This is a genomic window from Fusicatenibacter sp. (assembly GCF_977045365.1).
Window position 1 is genome coordinate 1 of the sequence record NZ_CDRRUH010000040.1, and the last position, 18,295, is coordinate 18,295.

An 18,295-nucleotide genomic window follows, 5' to 3' on the forward strand; every position below is an offset into this window, starting at 1 on the left:
TCTGGATTGCAGAAATCGTTGCCTGCATTTACAGTTATTGCACGTCACATAAATTACTGAAAACAATTTCACAATCATAAGTAAAAGGGCATGAATCCAACAGCAGATTCACGCCCTTTCATACATTTAATCCTGTGTTTCCTTTGTTTCATATACTTTAAAACCAGTTATCTGAAGTACCAGACATATCACTGCAAGAATAAACAGCCCCTGCTCCCAGAAATTTCCAGAAGCAGGGGCTGACTGTTGATTTTCAAAACAATTAGTAATTCTCTTCTCTCACCTCAAAGTAGCTCTGCGGATGTGCGCATACCGGGCAGACTTCCGGGGCTTTGGTTCCGACTACGATGTGGCCGCAGTTCCGGCATTCCCAGACCTTTACTTCACTCTTTTCAAATACCTGTGCTGTCTCGATGTTTTTCAGCAGTGCGCGGTATCTCTCCTCGTGATGTTTCTCGATCTCGCCAACAGCGCGGAATTTTGCAGCCAGTTCCGGGAAGCCTTCTTCCTCGGCAGTTTTGGCAAAGCCTTCGTACATATCGGTCCACTCGTAGTTTTCACCTTCTGCGGCTGCCGCCAGGTTTGCCTTGGTGTCGCCGATGCCTGCGAGCTCTTTGAACCACATTTTTGCATGTTCTTTCTCATTGTCCGCCGTTTTCAGGAAGAGCGCTGCCATCTGCTCGTAGCCTTCTTTTTTCGCTACAGATGCAAAATAGGTATATTTATTTCTCGCCTGTGATTCACCGGAAAATGCTTCGTGTAAGTTTTTCTCTGTCTGTGTTCCCGCATACTTGTTTGCTGCCATTTTGATTTCCTCCGTTTTCTCTGTTTTTTCTGCTGCCACTGTTTTTACAACCTTTTCAAAATCCGATGCCGGATGCTTGCACAGAGGACAGACGAAATCTTCCGGCAGCTCCTCTCCCACATACTCATAACCGCAGATCGTACAGCGCCATACCGTCTGCCCGCTCTCCGTTTTTCCAACCGCCTGCGGCTTCGGTTTGATGTTTTCCAGGTAATACGCATACGTTACCGACGGCGCATCACTCAAAACTTCCATGTCTGTAATCTCACCGATAAACATCGTATGGGATCCCAGATCTTCCGTCTTTTTCACCTTCACGGAGATATAAGCATTTGTTCCTTCCGTGATATAATAAATCCCATTCGCTCCACGGGCGCATGCGTCAAAGTTTTCGAACTTATTGACATCCCGTCCCGACTGAAATCCGAACTGTCTAAACAGATCAAATTTCGCATTCTGGCTTAAAACCGAAACAGTAAACTCGCCGGTCCGCAGTACCATATCGTGCGTGTAATTCAGTTTATTCACACAGATACTCAGCTGGTTCGGCTCCGATGCTGCCTGAATGGCGGTGTTAATGATACATCCGTTGTCTTTTTCCGCTTCTTTTGCCGTCAGCATGAACAGACCGTAGCTCAGTTTATACATTGCCTTTTTATCCATCCTCATTCCTCCGTTTCTTTTGCTCTGCACACCGGGCAGATTCCCTTGAAGAAAATATCGTAGTTCAAAAACTGCATGCCATGTGTGTCATGGATTCTCTCATTCAAATCGGTCACTTCATCCATATCGACATCGAAAACTTCTCCGCACCGGATGCACTCTACATGGTAATGATTTTTCAGCGTAAAGTCGAACCGGTCCGGTCCGTCCGGGACTTCTACTTTCCGGATCGCTCCCTCTTCTGCCAGAATGCCGAGGTTGCGGTACACCGTTCCCTTTCCTATGGTAGGATGATCTTTTTTGATAAATTCATACACTTCTTCCGCCGTCAGATGGCGTTTCAGCCCCTGCACCGTCTTTAGAACCAGGTCTTTTTGAATCGTATTTCTTCGTTCCATGGCGCTCTCCTTATTAGGATCTTTTCTTAATTAGGATTATATATCGTTTTTAGTCTTCTGTCAAGATACAAATCACAAAAATCCTCCATTGAAAACGCCCTTCTTTGGTGATACAATGTGTTACAATGCTTATCAAAAGTTGCGTAATCCGGGGGACATTTCTATATGCAAAGGAGAATTTTTTATGTTTCAGGTTTTTGTTGACTCAGCGGCAAATCTGCCTGCTGCCACTGCGAAAAAATACGATATCCATGTCGTTTCTTTCGTTAATCTTGTGAATGGAAAAGAACTGGTCTGCTTCGACCCGGATCTGACACTGGAAGAAGAGCGTGCCAAAGGAAAAGAATACTATAATGCCATGCGTTCCGGCGCTGAAATCAAGACAGGACTCATCAGCACCGCAAATTTCGAAGATGCGTTCCGCACCGCTCTTGCGGCAGGCGAGGATGTGATCTATTTTTCTTTAAGTAAAAACATCAGCGGAAATTATAACTCGGCAAGACTTGCCGCCGAGGAGCTTCTGGAAGAATACGGTGATAAACGGAAAATCCGCCTTGTCGATTCCCTCAACGCCTCTCTGGCGCAGGGAATCCTCGCTATCTATGCCACGGAAATGCGTGACAAGGGCATGGATGTCGATGACGCAGCGGATCTCCTCGAAACCTACGTCGGCAGAATGAACGGCGTTTTCACCGTCGGCGATCTGAAATACCTTTCCCACACAGGAAGAATCAAGGGAAGCGTCGCTGTCGTTGGAAATATGCTGAAAATCAAACCAATTCTGCGCGGAAACAAAGACGGCTATATCGTTTCCTACAAAAACGTCCGCGGACGCAAAGCCGTTTTAAATGAGCTGATCCACCTCTTCTGCGAAACCATCGAAAACCCGGAAAACCAGATCGTCGGAATCGCACATGCGGATGCTTATGAGGATTCTCTCTACGTGATGGAAGAGATTCAAAAAAAAGTGAACGTCCGTGAGTTCATCAACACTTCCTACGACTACTGCACCGGCAGCCACGTCGGACCGGATACGATCGCACTGTTCTTTATGGCGAAAGACCGCGAACTGCTGTAAAAAATCATAAAAATCCAACCATAAAAAATGCGTGTTTGAAAGTTTTCTGCTCTCAAACACGCATTTTTTAGATTTCCGTTTTATTTCAATTTTCCATACTCTTCATCCGATACCGGCAACGCAGACGAGGATCTGTCCGCCGCTCTTTGCGTGGTGGATATGCCAGTTGTTGCGGCAGCCCGGCTCAAAGGTTACGTTGAAAATGCCGACCTGGCTTGTGGATACTGGTGCCAGATAGCTCTTGCCGGAGAAATACTGCGCGAAGCTATCGTTCGGCGCGCCGATCGGGAATACCATTTTTTTGCGTGTGCACGCATGGCCTCGTCCTCATACGGAAGGTCACCCTCATTAGTCTCCCATACCTCTTTTGCCATATTGAAGACGGCCCATCCTTTCGGCCATCCGGCGTAGAAAGCGACGTGAGTAATGATCGCTGCGATTTCCTTCTGGGTAACGCCGTGTGCTTTTGCATTCTGCAGATGGAATTTCAGAGAAGAATCCGTCACACCCGATGCCATCAGTGCAACCACGGTGATGATGCTTCTTGTCTTTACGTCAATGTCTTCATTATTCCAGTTCTCCCCAAAGAGAACATCATCGTTAAAATGAGCGAACTGCGGAGCAAACTTTCCGAGTGCGTTTCTTCCTGCTGTCTGTGTAATTTTTGCCATGATCCTATCCTCCTGGTATTTTTTCTGTTTTTTTATTATAGAACGATCTGCTCTTCCATGTCTAATGCCTATATTTTATAAGGGTTCATGCTTTTCAGGCAAATTTCACATTTTTACTCGTGTGCTTCTTTATACGAAATTCCCCACGCTTCCATCGACTTGATAATCGGGCGCATGGATTCGCCGAGTTCGCTTAAAGCATACTCAACTCTCGGCGGCACCTCCGGGTACACGGTTCGGGTGATGATTCCGTCGGCTTCCATGGATCGGAGGCTGTCCGTCAGCACCTTCTGGCTGATGCCTTCCAGATCTTTTTTCAGCTCATTGAACCGCCACGGGCGCACAAGCAGGTTTCGGATGATCAGAAGTTTCCATTTGCTTCCGATCAGAGAGACGGTCGTCGCCACCGGGCATGCCGGCATTTCTTCTTTTGTGATCATACGTAAATTCCTCCAAAACGTTCAAAATGTGATGTTGTATTCTATTATAATGCAAGCATTCTTTTCTGACAATAAGTCACCTTTTTATAACCCGGGTTATTTTTTTATGACTACGTAATAAAATTGTGCGTACTTTTTTTCTTTCTTTTTCCCCGATACAATAAGGGCGTGAACAGGAAATAGATTCACCCTGAAAAATCAAATGGAGGTAAAACATTATGGCACTTGCGAATTTATTTGGATGGAGCAAAATGACAACGGAAAAAACGGCTGCAGCATGCGGCTCTGCGTGCGGGGTTTCCGACAAACCGGAAGAGACTCCGGCGGCCTGTGGTTCTGCATGCGGCGCTGGCGATAAACCGGCCGAAACTCCGACAGCTTGCGGTTCTGCATGCGGGGCTTCCGACAAACCGGAAGAAAAACCGGCAGCCTGCGGTTCTGCCTGTGGTGCTGGCGACAAATAAGCCTGCACCGGAATACACCCTGTAAATGTATTTTTAATACACCGGGGTGTATTTTCCAGAACGGACACTCCTCCCGTGGTCCGTTTTGGAAAATGCGCCCTGGACCTTTTCTGACAAACTTCGACAAAGGAGGCTCTCATATGAATCCCTATTTTTCCTTCCAATGGCACATCACCGATGACTGTGACCAGCGTTGCAGGCACTGCTATATTTTTTCGGAAAACAACTGCAAACACCTCGATTCCATGACCTGGGATCAGATGCAGGATACATTTTACAACTGTCTTGATTTCTGTGCGGTCTACCACCGCACACCGTATTTCTATCTCACCGGCGGTGACCCGATTCTGCACCCGGACTTCTGGAAACTGCTCGCGCTGTTCAAAGAGCACCACATTGTGTTCACGATTCTCGGCAATCCTTTTCATCTCTCAGATGACGTCTGTCGGCGGCTGAAGGAATGCGGATGTGAGAAATATCAACTTTCGATCGACGGCATGCGTGAAACGCACGACTGGTTCCGAAAACCGGGCAGCTTCGATATTACACTCGAAAAAATCGGCTGTATCAACCGCGCCGATATCCGTTCCGTCGTGATGACGACCGTCTCCGGCACAAATATTGACGAAGTGCCTAACATCATCGACGCGGTCGTAACAGCCGGTGTCAATGTGTACGCGTTTGCCCGCTACTGCCCGACCAGTGAGGAAAAAGATACGAACATCGAACCGCTCCGCTATCGAAAACTGCTGGCGGACTGTGACCGGAAATTTAAGGAATATGAGGCGATGGGATGCAAAACGTATTTCAATAAAAAGGATCACCTGTGGATGCTCTACGAATACGAAACCGGCGCATTCCAGATTCCGTCTTATGCAAAAGAAGGCATGATCTACGGCGGCTGCAACTGCGGAAACTGTCATCTGACGATTCTCCCGAACGGCGATCTCTACGCCTGCCGCCGCGTGCAGAACAGCCATGTGGCAAATGTTTTTACGGACCGGATTGCCGATGTGTGGGTTGGACAGATGGAAACGTATCGGGATTATACGAAATTCGAGAAATGCTCCAAATGTGAACTGCTGGCATTCTGCCGCGGCTGCCCGGCGGTTGCAAGCGGAAAGGACGGCAATTTTTATGCGGCAGATCCACAGTGCTGGAAGGAGGTACTCTGAAATGAAAGAAAATGAAGTAATGAAAGCAATCATGCACCGGCGCGCAATCCGGCGGTTTGATCCGGCGCAGATTACAGAAGAAGAACTGGAACAGATTTTACAGGCAGGTATGTATGCGCCGAGTGCAGGCGGACGGCAGGGCGTGATTTTCGCAGTGTGCCAGAACCGGGAGGCAAATGAAAAGCTCGGAAAAATCAAACGCGCCAACTCCAACCCGCGCATGGCGACCGGAACTAACTTTGTCTCGAAAGAACAGCCGAGCATCGCGGATGACCCGAAACTGATTAATGCATTCTACGACGCACCGACCGTCATCACCCTGTTTGCCCCGCGCAATTTTCTCTTCTCCGTCGATGACTGCGCCGTCGCCGCCGAAAACATGATGCTCCTCGCCGACTCCCTCGGCATCGGCTCCTGCTACATCGGCCAGGGGTGGACTGCCTTTGCAGATCCGTATGGACAGGAAATCCTCCGCAAATGGGAAATCCCGGACGGGTATTATGCGGTGATGCAGTTACTTCTTGGATATCCAAGAAAAGAGGATCGTCATCCGGCGGCAAAACCACGGAAAGAGAAACGTGTGATACGATTTTAAATCCCCTTCACGAGGATAGAAAGGATGTAAAATGTCCAAAGAAATTGATGCAAAAACATTGCAGTTGAACCCATTCATATTATTCGGAAAGGACTAGCTCGCCCTGACCGCCGGACTGACCCCTGCTCTGCATATCAATTTGGGGTTATTCTTTCGCCAACAGCTTCTTATATGTCAGATCAATTGCAAACGCCCCCAGCGGCGCGGTCAGCACGAGTGCGAGAACGGCGGCTTCCAGCACGCTCATTCCCATAAAACGCGGCGCCAGCAGAATCATCCCCAGCAGCTCAAATGATGCCGGGACAAAACACATCATAACGGCGGGTCTTCCAATCTTTTTCAAAGCCGAAAGATCGAGTCCAAGGCCTGCTCTCGTCAGGATAATAATCAGCGCAATCTTCCGCAGATCCGCCGAAATCCCAAGGATACTCGCATCAATCAGATCCAGCATGTACGGCCCCAGAACCATTCCCGTCAGCAGCATGCCAAGCAGGCTCGGCAGCTTCACCTTCTGGCAGATCCATCCCATGGACATGCCGACCAGCAGAATCAGTGCAACACTCAGTAACATAGTATTTCCTCCTTACAGACGCAGAAAAAGCTGATGCCCCTGCGTTTTTTATCGCAGAAGTCATCAGCTTTGATTAAGCGTTTTAAGTATTTCTACTTCTGGAGAACTTCATTCCCTTACAGCGGTAACTATAACACAGACGAGGAGGTGAGTGCAAGTGCTGATTTTCTCGTTAATCTGAATGTATCTCATTTTTATAATCTAAAACTTGATATATGCAAAGGAATCAGAAAATCTTTCAAAAAGAAAGTTAGAAAAAACCCAAAAATCTTTAGAATAAATTCCCAATTGTTTTAAAACACTTTTGGCGCTATAATACCCGTACAAAACATTTCTGAGATGCAGCAGAAAAGAAAGAAGGGTATTTTTGTTGCATACAGAAATGAAAAATACGATTTACGCAACGGACAAAACGGCACAATATGATGCAAGTGCCAAACGTCTGCTCAGTCAGAAAATGATTTTAGCTCATATCCTTGTTCATACGGTAAAAGAATTCCAGGGAATGCGTGCGGCAGATATTGTTTCCTGTATCGAAGGGGAACCTTACATCAGTACAGTTCCTGTAGATCCCGGACTTACCAATAGTGAAAAAGAAAAGGACGGGCTGCGCATCGTCGGTTTTAATTCCGAAAATCAGGAACTAAATGAGGGGCTGATCCGATTTGATATTATTTTTTATGTTCGTCTAAAAGATGGACTATCACAGATTATCATCAACATCGAAGCACAAAAAGAAGAACCTGCGGAATATCATATTTTAAACCGAGCTGTTTTCTATACCTGTCGAATGATTTCTTCCCAGAAAGAACGGGACTTTACGGGATCGGATTTTAATCAGCTCAAACGAGTCTACTCTATTTGGGTCTGCATGAATATGGGAGAAAACAGCATGGACTATATTCATCTTACAAAAGAAGGTCTTATTAATTCCTATCCTTGGAAAGGGCGCCTTGATCTGCTTAATATTGTTCTGATTGGACTCTCTGATCTTCCTCCGCTTGATGAGAAATATGAACTGCACAGGCTTCTCTGCGCATTATTTTCCAACGAGTTGACACTGACTCAGAAACTCGATATTATAGAAACAGAATACAAGATCCCTTTAGACCAGACACTCAGAGAGGATGTGAATGTTATGTGTAATTTAGGTGAAGGAATTCGCGAAAGGGCACTGAAAGATGGAATTAAAACAGGTATCCAACTTGGAGAGCAAAAAATAATTCTTCACATGTTTCAAAAAGGCTACACTACAGCTCAAATTGCTGATATAGCTGGTTTGGAAGAACTTAAAATAAAAACTATCATTGAAGAAAATGAACTTGCAACTGTATAAAGCCATCTCAGCCGCCCAATGGAAATCTCTTCCAAACGGACGGCTGAATTATTTTCTGCATATCAGCAATTTGCTTTTTTTCGAATCGGATGACGGATCACAGTTTTCCATTTTTCAGGTGCCGTTTTTCTTGCATCAGACAGATAAATTTCGTGATGGCGGCGCTGATCCATAATGTCGTTTTCATAACCTTGTGTTTCAAGATATTGATTCATTTTTTCTATTGTTTCCGGTTCTGCATCGAAAGATCCATGGTGCATGATCTGTACGCAGAGTCCTTCCTCTATTGTCAGAAATTCTGCGCGGGAGCAATCGATATGTTTCTTATTTTCTGCCGTATGTACGGCCCATTCGAAATCTTTTCTGGTGATGAAATCCGGCAGGCGGATGGCGGAAATCCATTGAAAATCTTCTTTCTTTTCATAATCAATTTCTTCTGTCCCCTCCTGCCGCCAGAAGCCTTCTAACGGTGGGACGACGTAATGAAAAAATCCGTTGATTTTGTAATCTGTCCTGTAGCTCATTTTCAGCGTATAGGCAAGTGCATACAGAATCTCGATTGATTTTTTGTATTCGCCGCCCTCGGCATTCGGATTTCCCTTTCCCCGCACCGCCAGATAATTCATGGACGGAACGGTTACAATCTCTGGTAGATTTTTCGGTTGATAAAATTCTTTCTGCTCTTTCTTATAATCAAAAGCCATCCGCCTTATCCCCGCTTTCCAGAATTTCTTTCTGTTTCTTTTTGCTGAACCTGCCGAGCACAAGTCCGTACGCCTTATCCAGCAGATCTTTCACCAGGTCATCCGGCACAGCGCCGTTTGGTTTTATGGAATTCCAGTGCTGTTTGTTCATATAATACCCCGGAATGATGTCCTCGTACTGCTCCCGCAGAAAGCTTCCCTCCGACGGCTCCAGCTTCAGTGTGATGTAATATGGCTCATTCTGCTCTCCGAGACAGACAGCCGCAAACATTTTCCCTCCGATAGCATAACGGATCCAGTTCCACTGCGGCGGCAGCTTTTCTACGCCTGGTTTCTGCATCAGATAATCATCGATCCAGGAATACCGCATCTGATGCATTGCCTCCCATATCTTACAATTTGACTCAATCATATTTCTCCTCCATCCTCATACTTCGCCTGCATCCGCCGAATGCTCTGCCGCAATTCTTCGCGCAGCTCCTTTGGCTCCAGCAGTTCTGCTTTTTCGCGGAAAGTCAACAGCCATGTGATCAGGTTTTCTTTGTTGGTATAATCTGCCTGAAACAAAAGTGATCCATCCTCCAGCTCCTGACAGCATTCTGTTCCAAACTCTTCTACGAGGCGCCATTTGCAGTCTGCCGTGAACAATGCTTTTACCCGGATTCCACCCGGAAAAATTCTCTCATCGCTCAGATCCGGCATAGGGACATTTCTGGCTGCAAATGTTTCTTCCAGCATCTGCACTTTGTCCATCCTATTCAGCTTGAACAGACGAAAATCTTCTCTCGTTTTACACCAGCCCCACACGTACCAGCTCGACCAGCGGAACATTAAATAATATGGCTCGATGCGGCGTACAGACTCTTTTCCCGGTGCATAATAAGTAAATTCCAGCTCTCTGTGCTGACCGATCGCCAGACGGATCATTTCAATTTTCGGCGCGAGCGAATCCTTATACCACGACGACAGATCAATCAGCACCGACTGGTTCCCTACCATAAAATCCGAAGACCCCGCCGACAGCTTTTCCATCAGCTGACCGTAGCGGTTCGTCCCATTCACACTGTCCAGACTCCGAAGTCCCGCCAGAATATCCTGCATCTCGCTGTGCGTGAGCATCGTTCTGTCAAGTTTATACCCTTCCATAATCGAAATCCCGCCGTGAACCCCCTGCCGTGTCACCAGCGGAATCCCTGTCTTACACAGATCCTCAATATCTCGGTTAATCGTCCGCCGCGACACCTCAAACATCTCCGCCAGCTCCGGTGCCGTCACGGAGTCTTTCTGCAGCAGCACGGACAAAATTCCCAACTGTCTGTCTATTTTCATTGCTGTTCCTTTCTCTCTTTCATACTATCACGCAAAACATGACAACTCCATGTCATGATTTTACCATATCCTCGATAAAAATGAACTCGTAACCGCATAAAACAACTTCAGCCGCCCAATGGAATCTCTTCCAAACGGACGGCTGATTTCGTTTCTGTGAATCACGGATATGCAGGCAGTTCCGCCTCATCCACCTTTACGGCTTCTTTCTGGCAGTTCTCCCATAAGCTTCCGATGTCTGCAGATGTAAAATAATCCTTCGTTTCTTCGCCCAGCTGCACTCTGCCGGATTTGACGCCTTCGGCGTTGTAAATGATTTCATAGTTTGTTCCGTCCAAGAGACAGAATCGAAAACTCGTCACGGTGCTTCCCGTAAGCGGCTCGGTTTCTTTGTCGGTTACTTTTAAGTTTGAAAATGTCGAATATACATCCGCAATTTCTTCTGGTTCTGTGATCTCTTTCTTTTCTGCGCTTGCCGGTACAACGAAGCGGTACATTTCGATCCTTACAACATCAGCCGCCTCAAACGGAAGCGTAACTGCTGTTGATTTTCCGCAGCCTGTGAGGCATATGCAGATTAGAGCTGTCAAAAGTATCATTTTGGTAAATATCCTGACTCTTTTCATCATCCACGACCTCCCTGTTTTTTTGTATCTTTATTGTAACGGAAATCTTGTCAGGACGAAAGTAGAAAAAACACAGGCATCTTTAGAACAAATGTCCAATTGTCTCAAGACATATTCCGCACTATAATAACCATATAAAAAGTACTTTTTCATACGGCAAAAACGAAAAGGGAGGGAATATGCATGGAAAAATTTCGAACGGTCGTGTCTGTGATTGTTATGGTGCTTGTCGCAATTGCTGGTTTCTTTGTCGGCGCAGTTCTGTTTGATCAGGCTTTGGGCGGTGCAGTTCTGTTCGCCATGATTGCGGGATTTGCCTGCGTCATCTATATGTTGGATAACCCGATTGAAAAATAGGCACACGCAAAAACATAACGCAAAAACCGTGGAACCCATTACCCTAAAAAGGCAGCGGATTCCGCGGTTTTTCTGTACTCTCACGATGCCCGAATGCGATGCAAGAAAGATCCACGCCAGCATCGTAACCATCGCCGCGATATGCAGTGTTCCGATGATTCGAAACGGAAACATCGCAATAAAAATCGGCAGCACCAGCAAATAGGCGCCCCAGACTGCGGAACGCATCGGTACCTTCTCGGATACGCCCTCCATCAGCTTCGCCATCTTTCCTTCCTCGCCGATGGTTTTGATATCCTCAATCTTCAGTCTGCCGTTTGGAAATATGCTGATAATGCGGTCGCAGTACATGTTCACCGCATGCCCGATAATTCCCAGCACCAGCAGAAATCGCAAAACAGTTACACTCATCGTCTCACCTCCCAAAATAGATTCTCTTAAGATGAGATTAGCTCAGTCTAACTGTTTTATCAAGAAGATCTGTGCAGGATTACTTCATTTTTCTATTTTGAAAACTCAACAGAGACACAATACGTATACTCATTATTCAGTTCCACATTCCCCTTTTCCAAATCCTCAACCGAATACGCGCTCAGTCCATTCTCTCCATAAAAGAATGCTCCCAATCCCAGCTCTTTATCATAGACAAGTGCAGTATCCTCTGTGATTTCTGTGCCGGATCTGCCGAACACTTCCCGGTTTTCCACGCCTTCGAGAATTGAAAACTTCGTCTGATATTTACAGGCACTGTCCGTGATATACACATCCACCTGAAACGCCTCAAAATCCGGGATCAACGCGATCATTCCCTTCGACATCGAAGTCACATCACTGAAGTCATCATAACCCAGCCCGGCGATCTCTGTTTTGGAAACCTGTTCGCTGTAGTGATATTCCGTCAAGTACAATGTCATAGTCTGGAACGGCTCGTCTGCCGAATACTGAAAGAGCATCGCGCCGTCCGGTCCGGAAAGTATCTGGGCGATGTTCCTTTCCGGCGAATCCATGTCATACGGTGCAATAAAATTTTTCGGTGTCCGCACACTGCGGTACCACATCACGCCAGCCGCAGCAATCGCCAGCACCGCCGTCAGCGCCAGCACCGCAATCATGCTCTTTAAATGCTTCTGCCGATGCTTGCTGTCTTTCGCAACCTGAATCAGATTATCCTCCGCTTTCTCCGTCAGATTCTCCTCACTGATATCCTCCCCGGCGAGAAATTCATTGATGGTGATGCCGAGAATTTTGCACAGTTCCAGATACACCGACACATCCGGCAGGCAGATGCCCCTCTCCCACTTCGAGACCGATTTATCGCTCATCCCGAGCTGCTCCGCCAGCTGCTTCTGCGTCATGCCGAGCGCTTTTCTTTTTTCCGCAATATATTTTCCAATTTTGACAAGATCCATAGAGATTCCCCCTTTTCTTTGAGAAAATCATAACAGAAAAGGGGGTGAAATCACACCCCCTCAAAGTAGAATCGGCTGGTTCGCCGCAATATTTTCTTTTGTGAGCTGCGGAACGAATTTGCGGACATCGTCCACCGCATCAAATTTTGTCCCGGTTGTGATTTTACCGGAGAGCAGACCGCTCGCGATCGGAGAGAATGGCACGACCTGCATCCTTCCCTTGTCAGCATTCCTTTTGAAACTATTTCAGTCCTCAATCGCTCCTGTTCTTCTGCAGTTCAAAACGCAGTTCGAACTGTTCGTACAATAACTTTATTATATACTTTCGATATAACAATGGATAGACTTTTCTTGTATAATTTCATCCTTTTTCCACATACTACCCATACAGTACAAATTATGGAAAGTATGTGGAAACAGGAGGAATTTTTAATATGAAAGCGACTGGAATTGTTCGGAGGATTGATGATCTGGGGCGTGTGGTGGTTCCGAAGGAGATTCGGCGTACGATGCGGATCCGGGAGGGGCAGTCGATGGAGATTTATACGGGGCGGGAAGGGGAGATTATTTTAAAGAAATACTCGCCGATGGAGGAACTGGCGGAGTGTGCGGCCGGGTTTACGAAGTCGATTTCGGCGGTGACGGGGTGTCTCGTCTGTGTTTCGGATCAGGAACAGATCGTAGCGGCAAGCGGACCGGAACAGAAAAGTTATCTCGGGAAATCGATCAGCAGCCGGCTGGAGGAGGCGATTTCAAACCGGAAAATGGTGATTGCGCGGCCGGGGGAGAAATCTTATTTTTCGATTCTTGAAGATGATGACTCCACCCCGCCCCTGCCGGAGCTCATCTTTCCGATTCTTTCCTCAGGGGACGCCATTGGGTCTGTGATTCTCTGCGAAAAGGATAAAGAAACCCTGCCGAATGAGGCCGACAAAAAACTGCTCCAGGTGGCTGCGGCATATCTCGGGAGAGAAATGGAAAACTGAAACAACAAAATTTCAAAGGCTTTTTGCACGGTCCCCGCCGGTCACGCAGAAAGCCTTTTTCTCTGCGGATATTATCCCAAATTTAACTTGCCTTTTCCATGTTCTTTGTCTACAATAAAACCGACGCACTTTTCAACCGTCTATTATATAAGGAGGAATTTCCATATCTATGAAATACATTGCAAAGAAATTCGGCTCCCTCATTCTGACGCTGCTCCTCGTCTCGTTTTTATCCTTCTTCGCCTTTTCGGTCATTCCGGGCGACGCGGCGAAATCGCAGCTGGGAACGGAGGCGACGCCGGAGCGGATTGAGGCTCTGCAGAAAGAAATGGGACTGGACCGGCCGGTTCTCGAACGGTATGCTTCGTGGGTAGCCGGCTTTTTCCATGGGGATCTCGGCACCTCGTATTCTTATTCGATGCCGGTCACCGATCTGATCCGCGATAAAGTTCCGATTACAATCACCATCACGATCATCGCCTTTCTGATGATCCTTGCCGTCTCGATTCCGATCGGCATTTTCACGGCGCAGCACGCCGGGGGCCATCTCGACCGGCTGATCATGACGCTGAATCAGGTCATCATGTCCGTCCCGGGATTTTTCATCGGCATTCTGATTACATACTTCTTCGGTCTGATCCTCAAATGTTTTCAGCCGGGCGCTTACGTTTCGATCTCCGAAAACTTCACCGCCTTTGTCGGCTATCTTGTTGCACCGTCTGCCGCCATCGCGCTTCCGCGCTGTGCCATGGCGGTCAAAATGCTGCGCAGCTCTGTGCTCTCGCAGATGGATGCCGACTACGTGCGCACCGCCTATTCCCGCGGAAACAGCGCGCACCGCGTCATGTATCACCATGTGCTGAAAAATGCCCTGATCCCGGTGCTGACCTTCTGGGGCATGACGATCGCCGATATCGTGGCAAACAGCATCATTCTGGAACAGGTTTTCTCAATTCCGGGCATGGGAAGTCTCTTGATCACTTCGATCTCAAACCGCGATTATCCCGTGGTACAGGGCATCCTTGTGCTGATTGCCGCACTCGTTATCATCATCAACTTCGCTGTGGATCTGCTGTACGGCAGAATTGACCCGCGGATCCGCGTAAAAGACGGAAAGGAGCTTTAAGATCATGAAAAAGAAACGCAATCTCACTCTGATCCTCGGAGCTGCCATCACCGTTTTTATGTTTCTGTTTCTTCTGGTCGGCGTTTTCTGCACACCGTACGACCCGGACGCGATGAACGGCGCCGCGAAATTTGCTGCCCCGTCCCTTTCGCATCTGTTCGGCTGTGACCACTTCGGACGCGATATTTTCAGCCGCGTCTTAAAGGGAACCGGCACGACGTTCTTCGTCGCTTTCGCCACGCTGCTGCTCGGCGGATCCATCGGTGTTCTTGTCGGTGCTTTCACCGGCTACTTCGGCGGATGGATCGATGAAATTCTGATGCGTATCAACGATGTCATCGTTTCCTTCCCGGGTATCCTGCTGGCGCTCGTGTTTATTGCGCTGCTGGGACCTGGCAAATACAATGTGATTCTCGCACTCGGCATTGTCTTTATTCCGAGCTTTGCCCGCGTCACACGAAGCGAATTTCTTGCCCGCAAAGACATGGATTACGTCAAAAGTGCCCGCCTGATGGGTGTCTCGCACCTGCGGATCATGTTTGTCCATATCCTGCCGAATGCCGTTCCGTCGCTTCTTTCGATGGCGGCCATCGGCTTCAACAACGCCGTTCTCTCCGAGGCCGGTATGAGCTTTCTCGGCATCGGTGTCCAGCCGCCGGATGCATCGCTTGGACGAATGCTCTCTGAAGCCCAGCTCTATCTGATGACCGCTCCGTGGGGCGCAATTTTCCCGGGTCTCGCCGTCATTTTGCTGGCACTCGGCGTATCGCTGCTCGGCGACGGATTACAGAAGAAAGGCGGTAACTGATATGGCGCTTCTCGATGTACGCAATTTAAAAATTTCATTTTACGATACCACGCCGCCGACCGATGTGGTAAAAGGAATCTCCTTTTCCCTCGAGCAGGGCGAAACGCTCGGTATCGTCGGGGAGTCCGGCTCCGGAAAAACGCAGACGGCGCTCTCAATTTTACAGCTCTTAAAAGAAAACTCGGCTGTCTCCGGCGGGGAAATTCTCTATGAAAGTGCCTCCGTGGCACACGCTTCCCGGGACGAGCTGCAGCGCATCCGCGGAAAAGAAATCAGCATGATTTTCCAGGAGCCGATGACGTCTCTGAATCCGGTTCTGACGATTGAGGAACAGATTGCGGAGGGACTGCTGCTCCACGGAAACTGCACCCCGTCGGAACGCCATGAGAAAGTTCTCGCCATGATGCGCGAGGTCGAGCTTCCCGACCCGGAAGTGCTCTGCAGAAAATATCCGCATCAGCTCTCCGGCGGCCAGCGCCAGCGTGTGATGATCGCCGCGGCACTCATCACCGAACCGAAGCTTCTGATCGCCGATGAGCCGACGACGGCGCTGGATGTGACGATTCAGTCGCAGATTTTAAAACTGCTGAAAAAGATCAACGAACACCATCACACGGCGATTCTTTTTATCTCGCATGACCTCGGCGTCATCCGCTCGCTGTGTGACCGGGTCATCGTTATGAATCATGGAACGATCGTAGAATCCGGTAGCGTGGACGATGTCTTTTTCCATCCGCAGGAAGACTACACCCGCCGCCTGCTCGACGCGATTCCGAACCGGCGGACTTCCCTCCGGAAACGGAATAAAACTGCTTCAGCATCAGAAAAGGAGGCATAACACATGAGCGAAAGTAATCCAAACAACATTCTGGAAGTCTGCCATATCTCTGCCTCCTATCAGGAAGGAAAGCAGAAAAAACAGGTGCTTCACGATGTATCGTTTGAACTGCATGAGGATGAAATTCTCGGACTTGTCGGTGAGAGCGGATGCGGAAAGTCGACGCTCTCCAAAGTGATCTTAGGATTTATCCGCCCGGACGAAGGCGAGATTGTCTCGCGTGTCGATCATCCGCAGATGATTTTCCAGGACCCGTTTTCTTCCCTGAATCCGGCGAAAAAAATTTCCTGGATTTTAGAGGAGCCGCTTCGGATGCAGAAAGTTCCAAAAGAGGAACGAAAACAGCGCGTTCTTGCCATGGCAGAAAAGGTCGGTCTCTCCGCGGAACATCTGAACCGCCGCCCGCATGAGCTTTCCGGCGGCCAGCGGCAGAGAGTCAGCATCGCCGCCGCCCTGATCCAGGGCTCACGCCTGGTTCTTGCCGACGAACCGGTTTCCGCTCTCGATGTGACGATTCAGAAACAGATCATGGAGCTGATGGTTCAGCTGCAGGAGGAGCTTCATCTCTCAATTCTCTTTATCTCGCATGACCTCAACGTCATCTACCAGATGTGCGACCGCGTCCTCGTGATGAAACAGGGACGGATTGTGGAGAGTGCGGAGACGGAAGAACTGTTTGCGCATCCGCAGAATGATTATACGAAAGAGCTTCTGGCGGCGTCGCCGGAGCTGTAGTTTTACTTCCAGCACTCCTTAAACACGCGAAGCACATTCTTCGAAAAGACCTTCTCGATCTCTTCATCTGTAAAGCCTTCGTGGCTCATCACATCTGCGAGATGCTGCATATGCGCGGTGTCCGGCACATCCGTCTCACCGCTGAAACCGTCAAAATCGGTTCCGAGGCCGATGATATCGATGCCTCCGACCTTACGCAGATATTTCATATGGCGTACCATATCCATCGTCGATGCCTTTTTCGCCGCAGGCTCCTCCTCACGCAGAAACGACGGACAGAAATTGATACCGGTGACGCCGCCACGTTCTGCGAGCTGACGAATCATTTCATCTGAAAGATTTCGCAGATGGAAGCACGCGCCGCGCGCGTTGGAATGGGACGCAATGACCGGGCCTTTCGTGTGGGCAAAAACGTCGCGGATTCCGGCGTCGTTTAAATGCGACAGATCAATCACGATGCCAAGCCGCTCCATCTCCTCGACAAAGGTAATTCCTGTCGGTGTCAGCCCGTTTGCAAGGTCCGGAAGATATGGTTTTCCCTCTTCCTGCGCCGGGTTCGGGAATCCAAGCTCATTCGGGAAGTTCCAGGTCAGTGTGGAAATCCGCACGCCGAGATCGTACAGCGTATGCAATTTTTCGATGCTTCCCTCGTAAACACCACCCTCTTCGACGGTCATCACCGCGCCTATTTTTCCTTCCTTCTGCACCTGCATCAGATCCGCATACGTTTTTACCTGGCGGATCCGATCCGGGTATCGTTCCACTTCTGATCTCCAGAGATCAATCAGCTTTCTCACATGCTCATACGGTGTCTCATTTTTCAATCCCTTCAGAAACGTAAACAGAGAAAAGCACTGGCAGAGACTGCCGCCTTTCTCCAGCTTTTCCAGATTGATCTGAAGATCCGCATCCGCAAGATGCTCCTGTTTTTCCCTCCACTGCAATGCCGGAATGGTGTCGCAGTGCATATCAATTACCTGAAACATGGCAATAATCCTCTTTTCTGTTTTTTCTCTATTCTATCATACTTCGCCGGATTCTTTCTATTTTTTCGCTTTTTTCAGAAAAAAACTTGAAAATTGCAGATGAGATGATATACTTTTTTCATTATGTACTGCAGTTGCCGGTTTTTACGCAACAAACCGGCAACTGCTTTCTCACTGATCAAACAGCAGAGCCTG

At 48.2% G+C, this 18,295-nt stretch carries 21 protein-coding genes, 3 pseudogenes and 1 riboswitch; of the genes and pseudogenes, 10 read left to right on the forward strand and 14 right to left on the reverse strand.

Features of this window, described 5'->3' with window-relative positions; genetic code table 11:
- Positions 1-262: 262 nt before the first annotated feature.
- The 3 genes and pseudogenes from rbr to ACY2VW_RS09500 form a co-directional block, all read right to left on the reverse strand.
- On the reverse strand, positions 263-805 hold the full coding sequence (rbr, locus tag ACY2VW_RS09490; protein WP_461877932.1) for a rubrerythrin: 543 nt from the start codon (positions 803-805) through the stop codon (positions 263-265).
- A 42-nt stretch (positions 806-847) separates the two neighbouring features.
- Positions 848-1,468: pseudogene (locus ACY2VW_RS09495) on the reverse strand (flavin reductase); the annotation flags it as partial.
- Positions 1,469-1,470: 2 nt separating this feature from the next.
- A complete protein-coding gene (locus ACY2VW_RS09500) occupies positions 1,471-1,866 on the reverse strand; it encodes a Fur family transcriptional regulator (protein WP_461877904.1) in 396 nt (131 codons plus the stop codon).
- A 184-nt stretch (positions 1,867-2,050) separates the two neighbouring features.
- On the opposite strand from ACY2VW_RS09500, the gene ACY2VW_RS09505 reads away from it, so the two are divergent.
- Positions 2,051-2,944, forward strand: a complete 894-nt coding sequence (locus ACY2VW_RS09505; RefSeq protein WP_461877905.1) for a DegV family protein — start codon at positions 2,051-2,053, stop codon at positions 2,942-2,944.
- A 105-nt stretch (positions 2,945-3,049) separates the two neighbouring features.
- Here the strand turns inward: ACY2VW_RS09505 and ACY2VW_RS09510 are convergent.
- Both ACY2VW_RS09510 and ACY2VW_RS09515 read right to left on the reverse strand, forming a co-directional pair.
- Positions 3,050-3,615 (reverse strand): annotated as a pseudogene (locus ACY2VW_RS09510) (carboxymuconolactone decarboxylase family protein); the annotation flags it as partial.
- 113 nt (positions 3,616-3,728) lie between these two features.
- Positions 3,729-4,055 carry a winged helix-turn-helix transcriptional regulator gene (locus ACY2VW_RS09515; protein WP_461877906.1) on the reverse strand — a complete coding sequence of 109 codons (327 nt, stop codon included), beginning with the start codon at positions 4,053-4,055 and terminating at the stop codon, positions 3,729-3,731.
- Positions 4,056-4,273: 218 nt separating this feature from the next.
- Here ACY2VW_RS09515 and acgA point away from each other — a divergent pair, with 218 nt between their 5' ends.
- The 3 genes from acgA to ACY2VW_RS09530 all read left to right on the forward strand — a co-directional run bounded on the left by acgA (position 4,274) and on the right by ACY2VW_RS09530 (position 6,289).
- Positions 4,274-4,519, forward strand: coding sequence for an ACGX-repeat peptide (acgA, locus tag ACY2VW_RS09520; protein ID WP_461877907.1), 246 nt, complete (start codon positions 4,274-4,276; stop codon positions 4,517-4,519).
- Between the two features lie 140 nt (positions 4,520-4,659).
- On the forward strand, positions 4,660-5,694 hold the full coding sequence (gene acgM / locus ACY2VW_RS09525) for a radical SAM/SPASM domain protein, ACGX system (RefSeq protein WP_461877908.1): 1,035 nt from the start codon (positions 4,660-4,662) through the stop codon (positions 5,692-5,694).
- Between the two features lies 1 nt (position 5,695).
- A complete protein-coding gene (locus tag ACY2VW_RS09530) occupies positions 5,696-6,289 on the forward strand; it encodes a nitroreductase family protein (protein WP_461877909.1) in 594 nt (197 codons plus the stop codon).
- 202 nt (positions 6,290-6,491) lie between these two features.
- Here the strand turns inward: ACY2VW_RS09530 and ACY2VW_RS09535 are convergent.
- Positions 6,492-6,860: pseudogene (locus ACY2VW_RS09535) on the reverse strand (cation:proton antiporter domain-containing protein); the annotation flags it as partial.
- Positions 6,861-6,907: 47 nt separating this feature from the next.
- Positions 6,908-6,985, reverse strand: a riboswitch (Fluoride riboswitch).
- Between the two features lie 245 nt (positions 6,986-7,230).
- Here ACY2VW_RS09535 and ACY2VW_RS09540 point away from each other — a divergent pair.
- Entirely contained in the window at positions 7,231-8,196 is a 966-nt protein-coding gene (locus ACY2VW_RS09540; protein WP_461877910.1) for an Rpn family recombination-promoting nuclease/putative transposase, read from the forward strand.
- 62 nt (positions 8,197-8,258) lie between these two features.
- Here ACY2VW_RS09540 and ACY2VW_RS09545 read toward each other — a convergent pair whose 3' ends face one another.
- The 7 genes from ACY2VW_RS09545 to ACY2VW_RS09575 all read right to left on the reverse strand — a co-directional run bounded on the left by ACY2VW_RS09545 (position 8,259) and on the right by ACY2VW_RS09575 (position 12,834).
- Complete coding sequence (locus ACY2VW_RS09545) at positions 8,259-8,900, reverse strand: GyrI-like domain-containing protein (protein WP_461877911.1); 642 nt, start codon at positions 8,898-8,900, stop codon at positions 8,259-8,261.
- On the reverse strand, positions 8,890-9,312 hold the full coding sequence (locus tag ACY2VW_RS09550; RefSeq protein ID WP_461877912.1) for an MmcQ/YjbR family DNA-binding protein: 423 nt from the start codon (positions 9,310-9,312) through the stop codon (positions 8,890-8,892). Before ACY2VW_RS09550 ends, ACY2VW_RS09545 begins: the two co-directional genes overlap by 11 nt.
- On the reverse strand, positions 9,309-10,229 hold the full coding sequence (locus ACY2VW_RS09555) for a helix-turn-helix transcriptional regulator (protein ID WP_461877913.1): 921 nt from the start codon (positions 10,227-10,229) through the stop codon (positions 9,309-9,311). The genes ACY2VW_RS09550 and ACY2VW_RS09555 overlap by 4 nt, the downstream gene beginning before the upstream one ends.
- 161 nt (positions 10,230-10,390) lie before the next feature.
- Entirely contained in the window at positions 10,391-10,828 is a 438-nt protein-coding gene (locus ACY2VW_RS09560) for a hypothetical protein (protein ID WP_461877914.1), read from the reverse strand.
- Between the two features lie 57 nt (positions 10,829-10,885).
- Complete coding sequence (locus ACY2VW_RS09565) at positions 10,886-11,623, reverse strand: hypothetical protein (RefSeq protein ID WP_461877915.1); 738 nt, start codon at positions 11,621-11,623, stop codon at positions 10,886-10,888.
- 92 nt (positions 11,624-11,715) lie between these two features.
- Positions 11,716-12,621, reverse strand: a complete 906-nt coding sequence (locus ACY2VW_RS09570; RefSeq protein ID WP_461877916.1) for a helix-turn-helix domain-containing protein — start codon at positions 12,619-12,621, stop codon at positions 11,716-11,718.
- Between the two features lie 60 nt (positions 12,622-12,681).
- Positions 12,682-12,834, reverse strand: coding sequence for a hypothetical protein (locus ACY2VW_RS09575; RefSeq protein WP_461877917.1), 153 nt, complete (start codon positions 12,832-12,834; stop codon positions 12,682-12,684).
- Positions 12,835-13,055: 221 nt separating this feature from the next.
- Here ACY2VW_RS09575 and ACY2VW_RS09580 point away from each other — a divergent pair, with 221 nt between their 5' ends.
- From ACY2VW_RS09580 to ACY2VW_RS09600, 5 genes are all read left to right on the forward strand, one after another.
- Positions 13,056-13,607, forward strand: a complete 552-nt coding sequence (locus ACY2VW_RS09580; RefSeq protein WP_461877918.1) for a stage V sporulation T C-terminal domain-containing protein — start codon at positions 13,056-13,058, stop codon at positions 13,605-13,607.
- Positions 13,608-13,776: 169 nt separating this feature from the next.
- Positions 13,777-14,733 carry an ABC transporter permease gene (locus tag ACY2VW_RS09585; RefSeq protein ID WP_461877919.1) on the forward strand — a complete coding sequence of 319 codons (957 nt, stop codon included), beginning with the start codon at positions 13,777-13,779 and terminating at the stop codon, positions 14,731-14,733.
- Positions 14,734-14,737: 4 nt separating this feature from the next.
- Entirely contained in the window at positions 14,738-15,541 is an 804-nt protein-coding gene (locus ACY2VW_RS09590; protein WP_461877920.1) for an ABC transporter permease, read from the forward strand.
- Position 15,542: 1 nt separating this feature from the next.
- Positions 15,543-16,379 (forward strand): ATP-binding cassette domain-containing protein, encoded by an 837-nt coding sequence (locus ACY2VW_RS09595; RefSeq protein WP_461877921.1) that lies wholly within the window; start codon positions 15,543-15,545, stop codon positions 16,377-16,379.
- Positions 16,380-16,382: 3 nt separating this feature from the next.
- Entirely contained in the window at positions 16,383-17,114 is a 732-nt protein-coding gene (locus tag ACY2VW_RS09600; RefSeq protein ID WP_461877922.1) for an ABC transporter ATP-binding protein, read from the forward strand.
- 2 nt (positions 17,115-17,116) lie between these two features.
- Here the strand turns inward: ACY2VW_RS09600 and ACY2VW_RS09605 are convergent, their stop codons facing one another.
- Positions 17,117-18,100: a dipeptidase gene (locus ACY2VW_RS09605; RefSeq protein ID WP_461877923.1), complete on the reverse strand. Its 984-nt coding sequence runs from the start codon at positions 18,098-18,100 to the stop codon at positions 17,117-17,119.
- Positions 18,101-18,295: the final 195 nt, after the last annotated feature.

Bases quoted from the DNA above. Each gene is read 5' to 3' on its own strand.
- rbr (WP_461877932.1), bottom strand. From the start codon at position 805: ATGGCAGCAAACAAGTATGCGGGAACACAGACAGAGAAAAACTTACAC.
- ACY2VW_RS09500 (WP_461877904.1), bottom strand. From the start codon at position 1,866: ATGGAACGAAGAAATACGATTCAAAAAGACCTGGTTCTAAAGACGGTG.
- ACY2VW_RS09505 (WP_461877905.1), top strand. From the start codon at position 2,051: ATGTTTCAGGTTTTTGTTGACTCAGCGGCAAATCTGCCTGCTGCCACT.
- ACY2VW_RS09515 (WP_461877906.1), bottom strand. From the start codon at position 4,055: ATGATCACAAAAGAAGAAATGCCGGCATGCCCGGTGGCGACGACCGTC.
- acgA (WP_461877907.1), top strand. From the start codon at position 4,274: ATGGCACTTGCGAATTTATTTGGATGGAGCAAAATGACAACGGAAAAA.
- acgM (WP_461877908.1), top strand. From the start codon at position 4,660: ATGAATCCCTATTTTTCCTTCCAATGGCACATCACCGATGACTGTGAC.
- ACY2VW_RS09530 (WP_461877909.1), top strand. From the start codon at position 5,696: ATGAAAGAAAATGAAGTAATGAAAGCAATCATGCACCGGCGCGCAATC.
- ACY2VW_RS09545 (WP_461877911.1), bottom strand. From the start codon at position 8,900: ATGGCTTTTGATTATAAGAAAGAGCAGAAAGAATTTTATCAACCGAAA.
- ACY2VW_RS09550 (WP_461877912.1), bottom strand. From the start codon at position 9,312: ATGATTGAGTCAAATTGTAAGATATGGGAGGCAATGCATCAGATGCGG.
- ACY2VW_RS09555 (WP_461877913.1), bottom strand. From the start codon at position 10,229: ATGAAAATAGACAGACAGTTGGGAATTTTGTCCGTGCTGCTGCAGAAA.
- ACY2VW_RS09560 (WP_461877914.1), bottom strand. From the start codon at position 10,828: ATGATACTTTTGACAGCTCTAATCTGCATATGCCTCACAGGCTGCGGA.
- ACY2VW_RS09565 (WP_461877915.1), bottom strand. From the start codon at position 11,623: ATGAGTGTAACTGTTTTGCGATTTCTGCTGGTGCTGGGAATTATCGGG.
- ACY2VW_RS09570 (WP_461877916.1), bottom strand. From the start codon at position 12,621: ATGGATCTTGTCAAAATTGGAAAATATATTGCGGAAAAAAGAAAAGCG.
- ACY2VW_RS09575 (WP_461877917.1), bottom strand. From the start codon at position 12,834: ATGCAGGTCGTGCCATTCTCTCCGATCGCGAGCGGTCTGCTCTCCGGT.
- ACY2VW_RS09580 (WP_461877918.1), top strand. From the start codon at position 13,056: ATGAAAGCGACTGGAATTGTTCGGAGGATTGATGATCTGGGGCGTGTG.
- ACY2VW_RS09585 (WP_461877919.1), top strand. From the start codon at position 13,777: ATGAAATACATTGCAAAGAAATTCGGCTCCCTCATTCTGACGCTGCTC.
- ACY2VW_RS09590 (WP_461877920.1), top strand. From the start codon at position 14,738: ATGAAAAAGAAACGCAATCTCACTCTGATCCTCGGAGCTGCCATCACC.
- ACY2VW_RS09595 (WP_461877921.1), top strand. From the start codon at position 15,543: ATGGCGCTTCTCGATGTACGCAATTTAAAAATTTCATTTTACGATACC.
- ACY2VW_RS09600 (WP_461877922.1), top strand. From the start codon at position 16,383: ATGAGCGAAAGTAATCCAAACAACATTCTGGAAGTCTGCCATATCTCT.
- ACY2VW_RS09605 (WP_461877923.1), bottom strand. From the start codon at position 18,100: ATGTTTCAGGTAATTGATATGCACTGCGACACCATTCCGGCATTGCAG.